Origin of the sequence: Enterobacter sp. HK-058-C-ECC, assembly GCF_047531125.1 — a bacterium.
In the GTDB taxonomy this organism is placed as follows: Bacteria; Pseudomonadota; Gammaproteobacteria; order Enterobacterales; family Enterobacteriaceae; genus Enterobacter; species Enterobacter quasiroggenkampii.
Window position 1 is genome coordinate 203699 of the sequence record NZ_JBLKCH010000003.1, and the last position, 18406, is coordinate 222104.

Below are 18406 nucleotides of genomic sequence, written 5' to 3' on the forward strand. Positions count from 1 at the left end.
TTGACACTTTTCGGGCTCAGGGAAGATTTTCATGTATATTTCTGTATATCTTGACTTTACACTTTTGCTGCGAGGCCAGTAATAGCAGGGCTTTGGGCGGGGTTTACACTTTTTCTTTGTAATGACGGTTTATCAGTCGAAGTTCTCCAGAGGCAACGTGAGAGCCTTTAAACCTGCCGAACTCCAGAGAGAAACATCATCTATCAGTTTTCCGGAACGGATCCTATCCAGCGTATAGCAAATTTCCCGTCTCAGGGCATGGATAGCCACAAGGGCATTCTCTTTGAGATCGTACTGAGTAAAAAAATACTCAGCATCCCCATCATCAAGCCGGATCCCGCCGTCATCCATGAATTCAACATCCCAGTAAATTTCATCCACTGCGGCACGAACGCGCTCAATAATATGGCCTTCATCCTCAGGAAAAGGCTCTACGTTGTCGTTTGCTTTGATCATCTCCCAAAAGTCAGTCCATGTCATTTCAAGGGCGCGTTCTCGCCCCATGTCTGGCGGCTCAGCTTTTGCAGACTTTTTTTCCTGCTCTCAGTAGCTGCGGCGTCGATTTTGTTTCCGGACATCACAACTTCACCTTTTGCCACCCAGTCATAAACCGTCTGCCGACTACTTAATGACAGCATTTTGGGCTTGCCATCGAAGCGGTATCGAAACCGCCACCCTTTAGATCCGTTAGGTTCAATAAGCAACGACAGGCCGTTACCGTCACTAAGCGTATAGGGCTTCTCACGCGGCTTAGAACATCTGATTTCAAGGTCAGTAAGTGGCATTGTGTATAGTTCCGAATGATGGCGAACCGCCTATACACATTACTATACAACTGTATGTGTAGATTTAACTAGAACCATGTAGAGTTTGGAATTATCAAATCAGTCTGAGAGGCTTATGATTACTGGGTTTTGTAGAGGTGCGGAGAACTTGAGAAAGGTTTGTTTGGAGCGGGCGAAGGGAATCGAACCCTCGTATAGAGCTTGGGAAGCTCTCGTTCTACCATTGAACTACGCCCGCTTTGAGGTGCGTAAGGCATTATAGACCTTACGCACCTTCATACAAGCCTCTTCAAAACTAACCGGCGATTAAATAATCACTTAGCACTTCGGTTTGCTGCCGGGCGCAGGAAGATAGCGCTGCGGATCGATGGCCGTCGCCTTATAGCGGATCTGGAAATGCAGCTTCACTGAATCCGTACCGGTGCTGCCCATGGTGGCAATCTTCTGCCCGGCTTTGACGTTCTGCCCGTTGTTGACCAGCATCGTGTCGTTGTGCGCATAGGCCGTGATGTAGTCTTCGCCATGCTTAATCATAATCAGGTTACCGTAGCCGCGAAGCTGGTTACCCACATAAACCACTTTCCCCGCGCCGGAGGCATAAACCGGCGTACCGCGCGCAGCGGCGATATCAATACCCTTGTTGCCACCTTCAGAGAGTGAGTAAGGGGCGACCACTTTACCGCTGGCAGGCCAAATCCAGCAGCGCTGTCCAACCGGCGGCCATGACGATTGCGGCACCTGATAAGACGGCGTCACTTTGGCGGTTTTGCCTTTCGAAGAGGGCTTTTTGCCCGCGGACGATCCGCCGCTAACCTTCAGCTGCTGCCCCACCTCGATGGTGTAGGGCGGCGAGAGGTTATTCAGCCGCGCCAGATCCTTCACGCTGGTCCCCGTTGCGCGCGAAATCCGGTACAGAGTGTCCCCACGTTTGACGGTGTAGACCGAACCGGAATAGCTTCCCGTATCCGAAGATTTGCTCCCTGAACAGCCCGCCAGTAATAGCGTCAGCGTCAGGCAAAAAATAGCGGTAAGGGGTTTTCTCGTCAGGCTTCCTGCAAACAAAACAGATCCTCGGTCAGCGTGAATGGCGCACTATGATAACAGCCAAAACGAACAGGGGTCATGCCCTTTTCCGCTCTACGAGCCAAACCGTTCGTATAAGAATGCAGTATAATGCTTCGGCTGATGGTGCTGAACCACTCGGCATTTTGGCACTGGAGCATCAATGAGTATTCAAGAACACGTTATTTTGGTAAACGACCAGGGAATGGTGATTGGCACTCAGGAAAAGTATGCCGCGCACACGTTACATACCCCGCTGCATCTGGCGTTCTCTTCCTGGCTTTTTAACGCAAAAGGCGAATGTCTGATCACCCGACGCGCCTTAAGCAAAAAAGCCTGGCCCGGCGTCTGGACCAACTCCGTGTGCGGCCACCCGCAGTCGGGTGAAGAGACAGTCCAGGCGATAATCCGCCGCTGCCGCTTTGAAGTGGGCGCAGAACTGACCGATATCACCGCCGTCGCCCCTGAATTTCGCTATCGGGAAACCGACCCATCCGGGATCGTGGAAAACGAAATTTGCCCGGTGTTCGCCGCCCGCATCACCAATGACGTGACGATAAACGAAGATGAAGTGATGGACTATCAGTGGGTTGAGCTGGACGCGCTATTCCGCGCGCTGGACGCGACGCCCTGGGCCTTTAGCCCGTGGATGGTCATGGAAGCGACAACCGCCCGCGAAAAACTCAAAGCCTTCGCGGCGCAATAAAAAAGCCCCTTTCGGGGCTTTTTTACATCTTAACGCCTTACTTCACCGGGCGCATCGCCGGGAACAGGATCACGTCACGGATGGTGTGGCTGTTGGTGAACAGCATCACCATACGGTCGATACCAATCCCCAGACCCGCCGTTGGTGGCAGGCCGTGCTCCAGCGCGGTCACGTAGTCTTCGTCGAAGAACATCGCTTCGTCGTCGCCTGCCGCTTTCGCATCAACCTGATCCTGGAAGCGCTGAGCCTGGTCTTCCGCATCGTTCAACTCGCTAAAGCCGTTGCCGATTTCACGGCCGCCGATGAAGAATTCGAAGCGGTCAGTGATCTCCGGGTTCTGGTCATTACGACGCGCCAGCGGAGAGACTTCAGCCGGGTATTCGGTGATGAAGGTCGGCTGAATCAGGTGCGCTTCGGCCACTTCTTCGAAGATCTCGGTCACGATACGGCCCAGACCCCAGCTCTTCTCAACCTTGATACCGATGCTTTCGGCGATCGCTTTCGCAGAATCGAAGTTATCCAGATCGGCCATATTGGTTTCCGGACGGTACTTCTTGATCGCTTCGCGCATGGTCAGTTTTTCGAACGGCTTGCCGAAGTCGAAGACTTCTTCACCGTAAGGGACCTGCGTGGTGCCCAGAATATCCTGCGCCAGCGTACGGAACAGGGATTCGGTCAGCTCGATCAGATCTTTGTAATCCGCATACGCCATATAGAGTTCCATCATGGTGAACTCTGGGTTATGACGAACGGAGATCCCTTCGTTACGGAAGTTACGGTTGATTTCGAACACGCGGTCAAAACCACCAACCACCAGACGCTTCAGGTACAGTTCCGGCGCGATACGCAGGTACATGTCCAGGTCCAGGGCGTTGTGATGGGTGATGAACGGACGCGCAGACGCGCCGCCAGGGATCACCTGCATCATCGGGGTTTCCACTTCCATAAAGTCGCGGTTGACCATGAACTGGCGGATACCGGCCATTATCTGGGAGCGAATTTTGAAGGTCTTGCGGGATTCATCGTTAGAGATGAGATCCAGGTAGCGCTGACGATAGCGCGCTTCCTGATCCTGCAGGCCGTGGAATTTGTCCGGCAGCGGGCGCAGGGCTTTGGTCAGCAGACGCAGCTCGGTGCAGTGGATAGACAGTTCACCGGTTTTGGTTTTGAACAGTTTACCTTTTGCGCCCAGGATATCGCCCAGGTCCCACTTCTTGAACTGCTCGTTGTAGATGCCTTCCGGCAGATCGTCACGGGAAACGTACAGCTGGATACGGCCGCCAACGTCCTGCAGGGTCACGAAGGAGGCTTTACCCATGATACGACGGGTCATCATGCGGCCCGCAACGGCCACTTCAACGTTCAGCGCTTCCAGCTCTTCGTTCTCTTTCGCGTCGAAGTCAGCGTGCAGTTGGTCTGAGGTGTGGTCACGACGAAAATCGTTCGGGAACGGCACGCCCTGCTCGCGCAGCGCTGCCAGCTTCTCGCGGCGGGTTTTCAGTTCGTTGTTAAGATCGACTACCGCGTCAGCGCCCTGTGCTTGTTGTTCAGACATGTTGGTTCCTCATAACCCTGCTTTCAAACTTGCTTCGATAAATTGGTCCAGGCTGCCGTCCAGCACCGCCTGCGTGTTGCGGGTTTCAACCCCGGTACGCAGGTCTTTGATGCGGGAGTCATCAAGGACGTAAGAACGGATCTGGCTGCCCCAGCCGATGTCAGACTTGTTGTCTTCCATCGCCTGTTTCTCTGCATTTTTCTTCTGCATCTCCAGCTCATAAAGCTTCGCTTTCATCTGCTTCATGGCCTGGTCTTTGTTCTTATGCTGGGAACGGTCGTTCTGGCATTGCGTTACCAGCCCGGTTGGAATGTGGGTAATACGCACCGCCGATTCCGTACGGTTAACGTGCTGGCCGCCCGCGCCGGATGCGCGATAAACGTCGATACGCAGGTCCGCCGGGTTGATTTCGATATCGATATCTTCATCAACTTCCGGGTAAACAAACGCGGAGCTGAAGGAGGTATGACGACGGCCGCCGGAGTCGAACGGGCTCTTACGCACCAGGCGATGAACGCCAGTTTCAGTGCGCAGCCAGCCGTAGGCATAATCACCGATGATCTTGATGGTGACGGATTTAATACCGGCCACTTCACCTTCAGACTCTTCGATAATTTCGGTTTTGAAGCCGCGCGCTTCGGCCCAGCGCAGATACATACGCATCAGCATGCTGGCCCAGTCCTGCGCTTCGGTACCGCCAGAACCTGCCTGAATATCGAGATAGCAGTCAGCGCTGTCGTATTCGCCGGAGAACATGCGACGGAATTCAAGCTGCGCCAGCTTCTCTTCCAGCACGTCGAGTTCTGCTACGGCTTCGTTAAAGGTTTCTTCGTCGTCGGCTTCGACGGCCAGCTCCAGCAAACCGGAAACATCTTCCAGCCCCTGGGCCATTTGATCCAGCGTATCTACGATAGCTTCGAGAGAGGAACGCTCTTTACCCAGCGCCTGTGCGCGTTCAGGTTCGTTCCAGACGTCCGGCTGTTCCAGCTCGGCGTTTACTTCTTCAAGACGCTCTTTCTTGGCATCGTAGTCAAAGATACCCCCTAAGAACGTCAGAGCGCTCCGTGAGGTCCTGAATACGGTTTTTTACCGGATTAATTTCAAACATGGTCTGTTTTCTTTTATGGACTTGTCAAAATGCGGTGATAAGAGCGGGATTGTACCGAATCCACGCCCTTTTTTATAGAGATTACTGCCGCTAAATTGGCCAGATATTGTCGATGATGATCTGAAGGGTGCGGTTACCGCGAAACTCGTTGATGTCCAGTTTGTACGCCAGCTCGACCTCGCGCACGCCGTTGTCCGGCCACACCGTCGTGTCAACGTTAAAGGCAATGCCGTCCAGCAGCGGGCCGCCGCCGACCGGTTCCACCATCACCTTCAGATGACGCTCGCCGACGATGCGCTGCTGCAGCAGGCGGAAACGGCCGTCGAACAGCGGCTCCGGGAACATCTGCCCCCATGGACCGGCATCGCGGAGCATTTGCGCCACGTCCATCGTCATCTCAAGCGGTGAAAGCTCGCCATCGGACACCACTTCACCCTGCAGCAGGGCCGGGTCAATCCAGTCGGTAACCAGCTCGCCGAAGAGGCGCTGAAACTCGTCGAATTTCGCCTCTTCCAGCGACAGGCCTGCCGCCATCGCATGGCCGCCGAACTTGATCATCAGGCCCGGATACAGCGTATCGAGACGCTCCAGCGCGTCGCGCATGTGCAGACCCTGAATCGAGCGGCCAGAGCCTTTCAGCGTGCCGTCGCCCGCGGGGGCGAAGGCGATCACCGGGCGGTGGAAGCGCTCTTTGATGCGCGACGCCAGAATGCCGACCACGCCCTGATGCCACTCGGGATGGTACATCGCCAGGCCGCCCGGCAGCGTATCGCCGCTGCGCTCCAGTTTTTCACACAGGGTCAGCGCTTCGGCCTGCATCCCCTGCTCAATCTCTTTACGTGTCTGGTTCAGGGCGTCCAGCTCGTTGGCCAGCACGCGCGCTTCACCAATGTTGTCGCACAGCAGCAGCGCGACGCCAACGGACATATCGTCCAGTCTTCCGGCCGCGTTCAGGCGCGGCCCGAGGGCAAAGCCCAAATCGCTTGCCGCCAGCTTGAGCGGGTCGCGGTTGGCGATTTCCAGCAGCGCCTTGATCCCCGGGCGGCACTTGCCTGCCCGGATACGGCTCAAGCCCTGCCAGGTCAAAATACGGTTATTGGTATCGAGCGGGACCACGTCAGCGACGGTACCCAGCGCCACCAGATCGAGATATTCGGCCAGGTTTGGTACGGCAATACCGCGGGATTCGAACCAGCCCTTGTCGCGTAACAGGGTACGCAACGCCAGCATCAGATAAAACGCCACGCCTACGCCCGCAAGGGATTTCGACGGAAAATCACAGTCGCGCAGGTTGGGGTTAATAATCGCCTCGGCGGCAGGCAGCGTTTCACCGGGGAGATGGTGATCGGTAACCAGCACCGGGATCCCCAGCGCGTGGGCATGATCAACCCCCGCATGGGAAGAGATCCCGTTATCGACGGTCATGATCATCTGAGCACCGCGGGCGTGGGCCTGATCGACCACTTCCGGGCTGAGTCCGTAGCCGTCTTCAAAACGGTTCGGCACCAGATACGTGACGTTATCGCAGCCCAGCGCGCGCAGGCTGAGCACGCTCAGCGCGGTGCTGGTGGCGCCGTCGGCGTCGAAATCCCCTACCACCACGATGCGCGTGCCCTCACGCAGGGCGTGGTAGAGCATTTCAGTGGCTTTTTCGATGCCGTTCAGCTGCTGCCAGGGCAGCATCCCTTTCACGCTGCGTTCAAGATCTTCAGCGCGACGCACGCCGCGGCTGGCGTAGAGGCGCTTCAGCAGCGGCGGGAGATCGTCCGGTAAATCAACCGGTTCAACCGCCTCGCGGCGGCGCAATTTTATCGGGGCTTTCACGCGGATTATTTACCACTAACCTGTTTCTGGTGCGCGTCGAGGAACTCTTTCATCTCTTTTGGTCCCTGATAGCCCGGAACGACATACCCGTTGCTCAGGACAATCGCTGGCGTACCGCTCACGCCAAACTGCACGCCCAGCGCGTAGTGGTTAGCAATGTCGATATCGCAGGAGGCTGGCTTAACCTCTTTTCCGCTCATCGCATCATCAAAGGCTTTGTTGCGGTCTTTCGCACACCAGATGGCCTTCATGTCCTGCTCTGGCTGGCTCTGTACGCCCGCGCGCGGGAAGGCGAGATAGCGCACGGTAATACCCAGCGCATTGTAATCTTTCATCTCTTCATGCAGCTTGTGGCAGTAGCCGCAGGTGATGTCGGTGAAGACGGTAATGACGTGTTTTTCCTGCGCCGCCTTATAGACGATCATCTCTTTTTCGAGCGCGTTCAGGTTTTTCATCAGCAGCTGGTTGGTCACGTTGACCGGCTGCGCGCCGCTCACGTCGTACATTGGCCCCTGAATAATGTGTTTGCCGTCTTCGGTGACGTACAGCACGCCGCTGTTGGTCAGTACCGTTTTCATTCCGGCGACCGGTGCTGGCTGAATATCGCTGCCGGTGACGCCAAGCTTAGCGAGCGACTGTTTGATAGCGGCGTCGTCAGCATGGGCGAAACCGGTAAAGGAGGCTGCCAGCAGGGTGAACAGCGCGAAACTCTTTTTCATAGTTGATCCTGTTACAATTCGTCGGCACTCACGCACGAGGGTGGTGCTGTTGGTGTAGCTGCCGCAGGCGTTCCGTCGCGACATGGGTGTAAATTTGCGTCGTGGAAAGATCGCTATGTCCCAGCAGCATCTGCACCACGCGTAAATCCGCGCCGTGGTTGAGCAGATGCGTCGCGAAGGCATGACGCAATACGTGCGGCGAAAGCTTTTCACTGTCGATACCGGCCAGTGTGGCGTAATGCTTGATGCGATGCCAGAACGTTTGCCGCGTCATCTGCTGTGCGCGCTGGCTCGGAAACAGAACGTCGATAGACGCGCCGTTGAGCAGCCATGGGCGACCGTGCTCCAGATACGTTTCCAGCCAGTAAACCGCCTCTTCGCCCAGCGGAACCAGCCTTTCCTTGTTTCCTTTACCGATGACGCGCACCACGCCCTGACGCAGGCTGATGTCGCTCATCGTCAGGCCAACCAGTTCCGAAACGCGCAGGCCGGTAGCATACAATAGCTCAAGCATGGCTTTATCGCGTAACTCCAGCGGCAGGTCAACTGCTGGTGACTGTAATAATCTCTCAACTTGTGCTTCGCTGAGATCTTTCGGCAGCCGCTGCGGAAGTTTTGGGGATGCCAGCAGCGCGCTGGGATCGTCCTCGCGGATCTTCTCACGGTAGAGATGCTGGAACAGCCGACGCATGGCGCTGAGCAAGCGCGCAGAACTGGTCGCTTTGTAGCCCCCTTCGACACGTTCACCGAGCAGTGCCTGCAGATCGTCGCTTTGCGCGCTCGCCAGCGAGAGCTGCCGACGGGCCAGCCACTCCACCAGCATGGTAAGATCGCGCCGATAGGCGCTGAGCGTATTCTCGGCCAGATTTTTTTCCAGCCACAGCGCGTCGAGAAACTGTTCAACGAGTGCGAGATCCTTTTCCACATCAGCCCCTTTGATTCTGCAGTCAGGTCATTATGCCTGATTGTGACCGGTTTCTGGTACACTACGCGCAAAGTCAACGCAAGAATTGAGATAGTTACGCGATGAATATTGGTCTGTTCTATGGTTCCAGCACCTGCTACACCGAAATGGCGGCAGAGAAAATTCGCGACATCATTGGCCCGGAACTGGTGACGTTGCATAACCTGAAAGATGACGCGGTCGCGCTGATGGAACAGTACGATGTACTGATCCTAGGCATCCCAACCTGGGATTTTGGTGAGATACAGGAAGACTGGGAAGCCATCTGGGATCAACTCGATTCAGTCAATCTCGACGGCAAAATCATTGCCATGTACGGCATGGGAGATCAGCTGGGTTACGGGGAGTGGTTCCTGGACGCGCTCGGCATGCTGCACGACAAGCTGGCGCCGAAAGGGGTGTCTTTCATCGGCTACTGGCCAACCGAAGGTTACGAGTTCACCAGTAAAAAGCCGATTATTGCCGACGGCGAGCTGTTTGTTGGGCTCGCGCTGGATGAAACCAACCAGTACGATCTTAGCGATGAACGCCTGCAAACCTGGTGCGAGCAGATTCTGGGCGAAATGGCAGAAAAGTTTAGCTAACGCGCATTACCCCTGCGTCGTCTGTTGCAACAGCATCCGGCGCAGGTCTCGCCATTCGGCAGCATCCATACTGTCAGCCGCCAGCCAAAGATGCTGGCAACGCCCGCCGTCCACCTTGCGTAACCGTAACATCATGCCGCTGTTGAGCATCCAGGGCATACCGAGAATATCCCACTCTTTTCCCTGCCAGCGCAGGCGGGAATCCATCAGTAGCTTGATCTCTCCCTGACGGGCATTAATGCGACGCTGGCTGCGTACGCTGTCAAACACGACAAACGAGAGTAACAGCAGCCACAGCGGCGTATAGCTCAGCGGCCACGGCATCAGTAACACAAAGGCCGCAACCAGGCCGTGGAGCAACAAAGACATCCACTGCGAGCGCCACGAGACGCGAAGATCAGATTGCCACAGGACCACGTTCCCGATTCCGTGTTTGAATTAATTGCACCATCCGTTGCAACTCGGTGTCGGCGGGTTTGCCGTGGTTCATCAGCCAGTTGAATAAATCCGGATCGTCAGACTCAAGCAAGCGAACAAACAGATGCTTATCATCATCGCTTAAGGTGTCATACTCATATTCGAAGAAAGGCATGATGGAAATATCAAGTTCACGCATGCCGCGACGGCACGCCCAGTGAATACGGGCCTTGTTGTTAATATCCATGTTCAGTTTCCTGCATTACGTTTGGCACAGTCGGTACCCCATTCAGTGTTCTTTATTTCTCTACGGGGACACCAGCTAGTGTAACGTGTTTTTGAGCGTTTCATTACTGGAATATTGCGATCGACGAGCAGGCTTCCAGAATAATCCCTACAAAGACAGCGGATTACATTATTTTGCGTGGTGTTACGCACAACCGGTTTATGGCACAAATGGCCTGTTGAAAGCGCTTGCATTGCCTGCAGGCTCTTTTACCATTAGGCATTATCAAAGCGTTAAGCAATTCAGGATATCGTTATGGCCTTTACACCATTTTCTCCTCGCCAGCCCGCCGCCTCTGCGCGTCTGCCGCTGACGCTTATTTCTCTTGATGACTGGGCGCTGGCGACGCTCACCGGTGCCGACGCCGAAAAATATCTGCAGGGCCAGGTGACCGCCGACGTCAGTCAGATGACCGAACACCAGCACCTGCTGGCCGCCCATTGCGACCCAAAAGGCAAAATGTGGAGCAACCTGCGTCTGTTCCGCCGTCAGGACGGTTTTGCCTTTATTGAGCGCCGCAGCCTGCGTGACGCCCAGCTCAAAGAGCTGAAAAAATACGCGGTCTTCTCCAAAGTCACTATCGCCCCGGACGACGAACATGTCCTGCTGGGTGTGGCCGGCTTCCAGGCGCGTGCGGCGCTGAAAAATCTGTTCAGCGAACTGCCGGATGCCGAAAAGCAGCTCGTCAGCGAAGGTGCCACCTCTATCCTGTGGTTTGAACACCCGGCTGAGCGTTTTCTGTTAGTCACCGATGCTGAAACCGCCGAGCGCGTCACCGAGGCGCTGCGCGGCGAAGCGCAGCTTAACAACAGTCAGCAGTGGCTGGCGCTGAACATCGAAGCGGGTCTGCCGATCATTGACGTCGCAAACAGCGCGCAGTTTATTCCTCAGGCAACGAACCTGCAGGCGCTGGGCGGCATCAGCTTTAAAAAAGGCTGCTACACCGGCCAGGAGATGGTCGCACGTGCGAAATTCCGCGGGGCAAACAAACGCGCGTTATGGACACTCGCGGGCCATGCCAGCCGCGTACCTGAAGCAGGGGAAGATTTAGAGCTGAAGATGGGTGAAAACTGGCGCCGTACCGGCACCGTATTAGCCGCCGTACAGCTGGATGATGGACGTCTTCTGGTGCAGGCCGTTATGAACAACGACATGGAAGCGGACAGCGTGTTCCGCGTGCGTGACGATGTGAACACACTGAGCATCGAGCCTCTGCCCTATTCACTGGAAGAGTGATGCTGTATCGCCCGGTGGCCCTGCGCTTACCGGGCCTACTTATCCCGTAGGTCGGGTAAGGCGAAGCCGCCACCCGACAAAAAACTACGCCTGCCCCACATACAAATAAATCGCCAAAAAGTGGCACACGCTGCCGCCCAGCACAAAGCCGTGCCAGATGGCATGGTTGTACGGAATACGCTTGCAGACGTAGAAAATGACGCCGAGCGAATACACCACGCCGCCTAAGGCCAGAAGCGTTACGCCCCCTATCGACAGTTTGATTGCCAGCTGGTACACCACGATCAGCGACAGCCAGCCCATGGTCAGATAGGTGACCAGCGACAGCACCTTAAACCGGTGCGCGATGGTGAGCTTAAACAGGATCCCGAGCAGCGCCAGGCTCCAGATAACAATCATCAGGCCGCGCGACAGCGGTGAGTTGAGTCCCACCAGCAGAAACGGCGTGTAGGTGCCTGCAATAAGAAGGTAGATAGCGCAGTGGTCAAACTTCTTGAGCCACATCTTGGCCCGCTGATGCGGGATCGCGTGATACAGCGTCGAGGCCAGGAACAGCAGGATCATGCTCCCGCCATACAGGCTGTAGCTGGTAATAGCCATTGCGCTGGCATTGGCATCGACCGCCTGCACCAGCAATAACACTAAACCGACAATCCCAAACACCAGGCCAATGCCGTGGCTGATGCTGTTGGCTATTTCCTCAGCCAGCGAATATCCCTGTGCGATTAATGGTCTACTCACCATACAAAACTCCGGGAAAACAAAAGATGATTATTCATCGCATCACTATGCTAACTGAGAATGATTCCAGTGAACACCTGTTAGCTAAAATAATTTCACTTCAGGATTTATACCTAAAAATCATAGGCATAAATGAATTTTTCACCTAACATTTGTTCACATTAAAATTTAACCATTAAGAATCAAGAGCATAAAAATGGATCCTGCCGTCTGGCCGCATGTTATGATGGATACATGAGGTCTGAATAAGAGTTATGCCATTGTGAGTATGTTTACCCACTCCGCCATTGCCAGTCTCAATAACCTGGAGATGATGGTCTACAACTATGTCATTAAAAACCGTGACAAAGTCATGTACATGACCATCCGCGAGCTGGCGGATGCGGCGGGTGTCTCGACGACCACTATCCTGCGCTTTTGCCGCAAGCTTAACTGCGAAGGCTACTCGGAGTTTCGCGTACGCTTTAAGCTTTATCTTGAACAAAACGAGCCCCAGCAGGCGAATTTCGGCGCCAGCGAAATTATCAGCTTCTTTAAAAGCGTAAATAATGAAGAGTTCGACGCGTTATTAGATAGTGCGGTCGATATTATTTTATCGTCGGAACGCATTATATTTGTCGGCGCAGGAACGTCAGGCTCGCTGGCAAAATATGGCGCACGTTTCTTTTCTAATATCGGAAAATTCAGTAACCATATTGATGACCCTTATTTCCCGGTCACCAATGACATGGCGAAAAATGCGCTGGCGATTGTGCTCTCCGTCTCGGGTGAGACCGAGGAGATCCTGCGCTTCGCCAGCCAGTTTAGCCTGCATCATTGCAAGGTGCTCTCCATTACCAGCCACGAGCACTCGCGTCTCGCAAAACTGGCGGACTTTAATCTCTCCTGGCACGTTCCCCAGACGCGTATTGCGGGCGTCTACGATATCACCACGCAAATTCCCGTCATCTATATTCTGGAATCTCTCGGCCGTAAGCTGGCGAAGAAACTTGCAGAATAAAACACCCTGTTTTTTTGATGTGACAAATCACATTTACCGTAAATTGTTATATCGTGACATTTAATTTCGCTTTGCTAGACTCGATGCCAATAAGCCATTTATTGAGAATAGCACCGATGAAAAAATTGACCTTACCAAAAGATTTTTTATGGGGTGGCGCGGTTGCCGCTCACCAGGTTGAAGGCGGCTGGAACAAATGCGGCAAAGGGCCAAGCATTTGCGACGTATTAACCGGCGGCGCACACGGCGTGCCGCGCGAAATCACGCAGGACGTGGTGCCGGGGAAATATTATCCCAATCATGAGGCGATTGATTTCCACGGCCATTACAAAGAAGACATCAAGCTGTTTGCCGAGATGGGCTTCAAGTGTTTCCGCACGTCTATTGCCTGGACGCGTATCTTCCCGAACGGTGATGAAACGCAGCCAAACGAAGAAGGGCTGAAGTTTTACGACGACATGTTCGATGAGCTGCTGAAATACAACATCGAACCGGTGATCACCCTCTCCCACTTCGAAATGCCGCTGCACCTGGTGAAGGAGTACGGTAGCTGGACCAACCGTAAAGTGGTCGATTTCTTTGTGCGCTTCGCGGAAGTGGTCTTCGAGCGCTACAAAAACAAGGTCAAATACTGGATGACCTTCAACGAAATCAACAACCAGCGTAACTGGCGCGCGCCGCTGTTCGGCTACTGCTGCTCGGGCGTGGTCTATACCGAACATGAAAATCCGGAAGAGACCATGTATCAGGTCCTGCACCACCAGTTTGTGGCCAGCGCCCTGGCGGTGAAAGCCGCGCGCCGCATCAACCCGGAGATGAAAGTCGGCTGCATGCTGGCGATGGTGGCGCTCTATCCGTTCTCCTGCAAACCGGAAGACGTGATGTTCGCCCAGGAATCAATGCGCGAGCGCTACGTCTTTACCGATGTCCAACTGCGCGGCTACTACCCGTCCTACGTGCTGAACGAATGGGAGCGCCGCGGGTTCTCCATCAAAATGGAAGCGGATGACGAGCAGATCCTGCGTGAAGGCACCTGCGACTACTTAGGCTTCAGCTATTACATGACCAACGCGGTGAAAGCGGAAGGCGGTACCGGCGATGCCATTTCCGGTTTCGAAGGCAGCGTACCGAACCCGCACGTGAAGGCCTCCGACTGGGGCTGGCAGATTGACCCGGTAGGCCTGCGCTATTCCCTGTGCGAACTGTACGAGCGTTACCAGAAGCCGCTGTTTATCGTGGAAAACGGCTTCGGCGCCTACGACAAGGTGGAAGAAGACGGCAGCATTAACGATGACTATCGCATCGACTACCTGCGTGCCCACGTGGAAGAGATGATCAAGGCCGTCACCCACGATGGCGTGGATCTGATGGGCTATACGCCATGGGGCTGTATCGACTGCGTGTCGTTTACCACCGGCCAGTACAGCAAGCGCTACGGCTTTATCTACGTGAACAAGCACGACGACGGCACGGGCGACATGTCGCGTTCCCGTAAGAAGAGCTTCGAGTGGTATAAGGGCGTGATTGCCAGCAACGGCGAGGCGCTGTGATTTTTTGCCCGGTGGCGCTGCGCTTACCGGGCCTACACGCATAGTAGGCCGGGTCGCCACCCGGCTTATTTCCCGCCCGCCAGCTCTATAAAACTCCCCGTTACGTACGACGCCTTTTCGCTCAGCAGCCAGACAATCGCCTGGGCGACCTCTTCCGGCTGGCCGCCGCGCTGCATCGGCAGTAACGATTTTACGCGATCCACTCGCCCCGGCTCTCCGCCGGAAGCATGGATATCGGTATAGATCAGACCCGGACGGACGCAGTTAACGCGAATGCCCTGCGCCGCGACCTCCAGCGATAAACCCGTTGTCAGCGAATCCACCGCCCCCTTGGACGCGGCGTAATCCACATATTCACCCGGCGCGCCCAGACGGGACGCCGCGGAAGAGACATTTACTATCGCCCCGCCCTTGCCGCCATGTTTGAAGGACATGCGTTTTACCGCTTCCCGGCAGCAGAGGAAATAGCCCGTGACGTTGGTCGCCAGGACACGGTTAATGCGCTCGGCGGAGAGATTCTCGATGGTGGATTGCTCAAACAGAATCCCCGCATTATTGACCAGCGCGGTCAGCGGCTCGCCTTCGCGATCGAGGCTGTTAAACATCGCCAGCACCTGAGCTTCATCGCTGATGTCTGCACGTACGGCAAAGGCTTGACCACCCGCATCCACAATCTGCCTGATGACGTCCTGCGCGGCGTTAATGTTGTGATGATAGTTCACCGCCACGGTGTAGCCTTCGCGGGCCAGCTGCAGCGCGGTGGCTTTCCCGATGCCGCGGCTGGCGCCGGTGACCAGTGCAATTGCCATTATCTTCTCCCAATAAAAAAGCCGGGTGGCGGCTTCGCCTTACCCGGCCTACGTTACTACAGCAGCAATGTTACTGGTATTCGCTCATCGGTACGCAGGAGCAGAACAGGTTACGGTCGCCGTAGACGTCATCGAGACGCTTCACGGTCGGCCAGTATTTGTTCGCCACACCTGCCGGGAAGACCGCCAGCTCGCGAGAATAACCGTGGTTCCACTCAGCCACCATCTCGTGCTGGGTGTGCGGGGCGTTAACCAGCGGGTTATCTTCCAGCGTCCACTCACCGTCCTGCACGCGGTCAATCTCCATGCGGATGGCCAGCATCGCGTCGATAAAGCGGTCCAGCTCGGCTTTGCTTTCCGACTCCGTTGGCTCCACCATCAGCGTACCCGCAACCGGGAACGACATGGTAGGCGCGTGGAAGCCGTAGTCGATCAGACGCTTGGCGATGTCCAGCTCGCTAATGCCGGTCTGCTCTTTCAGCGGACGAATATCGAGGATGCACTCGTGCGCCACGCGACCGTCGCGGCCGGTATAGAGCACCGGGAAGGCAGACTTCAGGCGCGTCGCAATATAGTTGGCGTTCAGAATGGCCACCTGGCTCGCCTGCTTCAGCCCTTCCGCGCCCATCATGCGGATATACATCCAGCTGATTGGCAGGATAGAGGCGCTACCGAACGGTGCCGCAGAGACCGCGCCCTGACGGGTCAGCATGCCTTCAATCTGAACCACGCTGTGGCCCGGCACAAACGGCGCCAGGTGCGCTTTCACGCCGATTGGCCCCATGCCCGGGCCGCCACCGCCGTGCGGAATACAGAAGGTTTTGTGCAGGTTGAGGTGCGATACGTCCGCACCGATAAAGCCCGGCGAGGTAATGCCCACCTGCGCGTTCATGTTTGCGCCGTCGAGGTATACCTGACCGCCGAACTGGTGCACCACGTCGCACACTTCACGGATGGTCTCTTCATACACGCCGTGGGTGGACGGATAGGTCACCATGATGCAGGAGAGTCGGTCGCCCGCCTGCTCGGCTTTCGCGCGCAGGTCAGCCAGGTCGATGTTGCCGTTTTTATCGCACGCCACAACCACCACTTCCATGCCCGCCATCTGGGCAGAGGCCGGGTTGGTGCCGTGGGCGGAGCTTGGGATCAGGCAGATATCGCGATGGCCTTCGTTGCGGCTTTCGTGATAGTGACGGATTGCCAGCAGGCCCGCATATTCACCCTGCGCGCCGGAGTTCGGCTGCATGCAGAGCGCGTCGTAACCGGTCAGCTTCACCAGCCAGTCGGAAAGCTGGTTGATCATCACGTGATAACCTTCCGCCTGCTCTGGCGGGCAGAACGGGTGCAGCTCGGAGAATTCAGGCCAGGTGATTGGGATCATCTCTGCCGCGGCGTTCAGCTTCATGGTGCAGGATCCCAACGGGATCATCGCCTGGTTCAGCGCCAGATCCTTGCGCTCCAGAGAGTGCATGTAACGCATCATCTCGGTTTCGCTGTGGTAGCGATTAAAGACCGGGTGCGTCAGGATGGCGTCGTTACGCAGCATGCTGTCCTGAATGGAGCGGCTGTCGAGCGCAACTTCTTTGTCGAGCGCATCAATGTCCAGACCGTGCGCGTCACCCAGCAGCACGCTGAACAGGTTCAGGATATCGTCGCGGGTGGTGCTTTCATCCAGCGTAATGCCGACGGCGTTGTGGATGTCGCTGCGCAGGTTGATCTTTGCCGCGTCCGCGCGGGCCAGCACGGCGGCCTTGTCCGCCACGTCCACGCACAGGGTGTCGAAGTAGTGGGCATGGCGCAGCTTAAGACCTTTTTGCTGCAGGCCGCAGGCCAGGATATCGGCCAGGCGGTGAATGCGGCTGGCAATGCGTTTCAGACCAGCCGGGCCGTGGAACACGGCGTACAGGCTGGCGATGTTAGCCAGCAGCACCTGTGAGGTACAGATGTTGGAGTTCGCTTTCTCGCGGCGGATATGCTGCTCGCGGGTCTGCATCGCCATGCGCAGCGCGGTATTACCGGCAGCATCTTTGGAGACGCCGATAATACGGCCAGGCATGGAACGTTTGAATTCATCTTTCGCGCCGAAGAACGCCGCGTGCGGGCCGCCGTAGCCCATCGGTACGCCGAAGCGCTGTGCTGAGCCGAATACGATATCCGCGCCCTGTTTGCCCGGCGCCGTCAGCAGCACCAGCGCCATAAAATCGGCGGCAACGCTCACAACCACCTTGCGGGATTTCAGCTCGGCAATCAGCGCGCCGTAGTCGTGAACTTCACCGGTGGTGCCCACCTGCTGGAGCAGCACGCCAAAGACGTCCTGATGATCCAGCACTTTGTCAGCGTCGTCGACAATCACGTCAAATCCGAAGGTTTCCGCACGGGTGCGCACCACGTCCAGCGTCTGAGGATGCACGTCCGCCGCCACGAAGAAGCGGTTAGCGTTTTTCAGCTTGCTCACGCGCTTAGCCATCGCCATCGCTTCGGCGGCAGCTGTCGCTTCATCCAGCAGAGAAGCGGAGGCGATATCCATGCCGGTCAGGTCCAGCGTCACCTGCTGGAAGTTCAGCAGCGCTTCCAGACGGCCCTGGGAGACTTCTGGCTGATACGGCGTATAGGCGGTGTACCAGCCCGGGTTTTCCAGCATGTTGCGCAGGATCACCGGCGGCAACTGCACGTTGGTGTAGCCCATGCCAATGTAAGACTTATAGCGCTTGTTCAGGCCGGCGATGGCCTTCAGCTCCGCCAGCGCGGCGAATTCCGTAGTGGCTTCCCCCACCTGAGGCGGCGTGGCAAGCTGGATGTCTTTTGGCACAATCTGGCCGATCAGTGCGTTTAATGAATCCGCGCCAACTGTCTTTAGCATCTCCTGCTGTTGCTGAGCATCCGGCCCAATGTGACGTTCGATGAAGGCGCCACGGTTTTCAAGCTGGCTTAAAGTCTGTGTCATGAGCGATGGTTCCTGAAACGTGCAGTGAATCGTAGTTATCTGTAACGCTGTTGCCCGGTGGCGCTAACGCGTACCGGGCCTACGTTGATCTCCAGGCCGGATAAGCGCAGCGCCAT

The 18406-nt window shown here is 56.1% G+C and carries 17 protein-coding genes, 1 tRNA gene and 1 pseudogene; 5 read left to right on the forward strand and 14 right to left on the reverse strand.

Annotated features, from left to right (window positions below; all coding sequences use genetic code 11):
- Positions 1–132 precede the first annotated feature (132 nt).
- The 4 genes and pseudogenes from ACMWJS_RS09085 to actS form a co-directional block, all read right to left on the reverse strand.
- Complete coding sequence (locus ACMWJS_RS09085) at positions 133–480, reverse strand: hypothetical protein (RefSeq protein WP_414746967.1); 348 nt, start codon at positions 478–480, stop codon at positions 133–135.
- Between the two features lie 145 nt (positions 481–625).
- Positions 626–785, reverse strand: a pseudogene (locus tag ACMWJS_RS09090) (Arm DNA-binding domain-containing protein); the annotation flags it as partial.
- 164 nt (positions 786–949) lie between these two features.
- Positions 950–1023 (reverse strand) — tRNA-Gly (locus ACMWJS_RS09095).
- 80 nt (positions 1024–1103) lie between these two features.
- Entirely contained in the window at positions 1104–1847 is a 744-nt protein-coding gene (gene actS, locus ACMWJS_RS09100) for an amidase activator ActS (protein WP_414746968.1), read from the reverse strand.
- 163 nt (positions 1848–2010) lie between these two features.
- On the opposite strand from actS, the gene idi reads away from it, so the two are divergent.
- Positions 2011–2553 carry an isopentenyl-diphosphate Delta-isomerase gene (idi, locus tag ACMWJS_RS09105; protein WP_039265495.1) on the forward strand — a complete coding sequence of 181 codons (543 nt, stop codon included), beginning with the start codon at positions 2011–2013 and terminating at the stop codon, positions 2551–2553.
- A 37-nt stretch (positions 2554–2590) separates the two neighbouring features.
- Here the strand turns inward: idi and lysS are convergent, their stop codons facing one another.
- The 5 genes from lysS to xerD form a co-directional block, all read right to left on the reverse strand.
- A complete protein-coding gene (gene lysS, locus ACMWJS_RS09110) occupies positions 2591–4108 on the reverse strand; it encodes a lysine--tRNA ligase (protein WP_021242046.1) in 1518 nt (505 codons plus the stop codon).
- Positions 4109–4117: 9 nt separating this feature from the next.
- Positions 4118–5216 (reverse strand): peptide chain release factor 2 gene (gene prfB, locus ACMWJS_RS09115; RefSeq protein ID WP_095908218.1). Its coding sequence is split into 2 segments (ribosomal slippage): positions 4118–5140 and positions 5142–5216, totalling 1098 coding nucleotides; the frame shifts between segments, so codons are not numbered across the junction.
- Between the two features lie 90 nt (positions 5217–5306).
- Positions 5307–7040, reverse strand: a complete 1734-nt coding sequence (gene recJ / locus ACMWJS_RS09120; protein ID WP_069719994.1) for a single-stranded-DNA-specific exonuclease RecJ — start codon at positions 7038–7040, stop codon at positions 5307–5309.
- 5 nt (positions 7041–7045) lie between these two features.
- Entirely contained in the window at positions 7046–7759 is a 714-nt protein-coding gene (gene dsbC / locus ACMWJS_RS09125; protein WP_023333302.1) for a bifunctional protein-disulfide isomerase/oxidoreductase DsbC, read from the reverse strand.
- Between the two features lie 28 nt (positions 7760–7787).
- The gene (gene xerD, locus ACMWJS_RS09130; RefSeq protein WP_008499709.1) at positions 7788–8684 is read right to left on the reverse strand and encodes a site-specific tyrosine recombinase XerD; all 897 of its coding nucleotides are present in this window, start codon (positions 8682–8684) and stop codon (positions 7788–7790) included.
- Between the two features lie 101 nt (positions 8685–8785).
- Here xerD and fldB point away from each other — a divergent pair, with 101 nt between their 5' ends.
- The gene (gene fldB / locus ACMWJS_RS09135; protein WP_008499710.1) at positions 8786–9307 is read left to right on the forward strand and encodes a flavodoxin FldB; all 522 of its coding nucleotides are present in this window, start codon (positions 8786–8788) and stop codon (positions 9305–9307) included.
- 6 nt (positions 9308–9313) lie between these two features.
- Here fldB and ACMWJS_RS09140 read toward each other — a convergent pair whose 3' ends face one another.
- On the reverse strand, positions 9314–9724 hold the full coding sequence (locus ACMWJS_RS09140; protein WP_262808607.1) for a protein YgfX: 411 nt from the start codon (positions 9722–9724) through the stop codon (positions 9314–9316).
- Positions 9705–9971 (reverse strand): FAD assembly factor SdhE, encoded by a 267-nt coding sequence (sdhE, locus tag ACMWJS_RS09145; RefSeq protein WP_149367670.1) that lies wholly within the window; start codon positions 9969–9971, stop codon positions 9705–9707. Before sdhE ends, ACMWJS_RS09140 begins: the two co-directional genes overlap by 20 nt.
- A 294-nt stretch (positions 9972–10265) precedes the next feature.
- Between sdhE and ygfZ the strand changes: the two genes are divergently transcribed.
- Positions 10266–11246, forward strand: coding sequence for a tRNA-modifying protein YgfZ (ygfZ, locus tag ACMWJS_RS09150; protein ID WP_414746969.1), 981 nt, complete (start codon positions 10266–10268; stop codon positions 11244–11246).
- Between the two features lie 84 nt (positions 11247–11330).
- On the opposite strand, the gene trhA is transcribed toward ygfZ, so the two are convergent.
- Positions 11331–11990 (reverse strand): PAQR family membrane homeostasis protein TrhA, encoded by a 660-nt coding sequence (gene trhA, locus ACMWJS_RS09155; RefSeq protein ID WP_045335239.1) that lies wholly within the window; start codon positions 11988–11990, stop codon positions 11331–11333.
- Between the two features lie 265 nt (positions 11991–12255).
- On the opposite strand from trhA, the gene ACMWJS_RS09160 reads away from it, so the two are divergent.
- Both ACMWJS_RS09160 and ACMWJS_RS09165 read left to right on the forward strand, forming a co-directional pair.
- Positions 12256–12987: a MurR/RpiR family transcriptional regulator gene (locus ACMWJS_RS09160; RefSeq protein ID WP_021242053.1), complete on the forward strand. Its 732-nt coding sequence runs from the start codon at positions 12256–12258 to the stop codon at positions 12985–12987.
- A gap of 116 nt (positions 12988–13103) precedes the next feature.
- Positions 13104–14537: a 6-phospho-beta-glucosidase gene (locus tag ACMWJS_RS09165; RefSeq protein WP_414746970.1), complete on the forward strand. Its 1434-nt coding sequence runs from the start codon at positions 13104–13106 to the stop codon at positions 14535–14537.
- Between the two features lie 65 nt (positions 14538–14602).
- On the opposite strand, the gene ACMWJS_RS09170 is transcribed toward ACMWJS_RS09165, so the two are convergent.
- On the reverse strand, positions 14603–15346 hold the full coding sequence (locus tag ACMWJS_RS09170) for an SDR family oxidoreductase (protein ID WP_045909915.1): 744 nt from the start codon (positions 15344–15346) through the stop codon (positions 14603–14605).
- Between the two features lie 70 nt (positions 15347–15416).
- A complete protein-coding gene (gene gcvP / locus ACMWJS_RS09175) occupies positions 15417–18290 on the reverse strand; it encodes an aminomethyl-transferring glycine dehydrogenase (protein ID WP_048029111.1) in 2874 nt (957 codons plus the stop codon).
- Between the last annotated feature and the right edge of the window lie 116 nt (positions 18291–18406).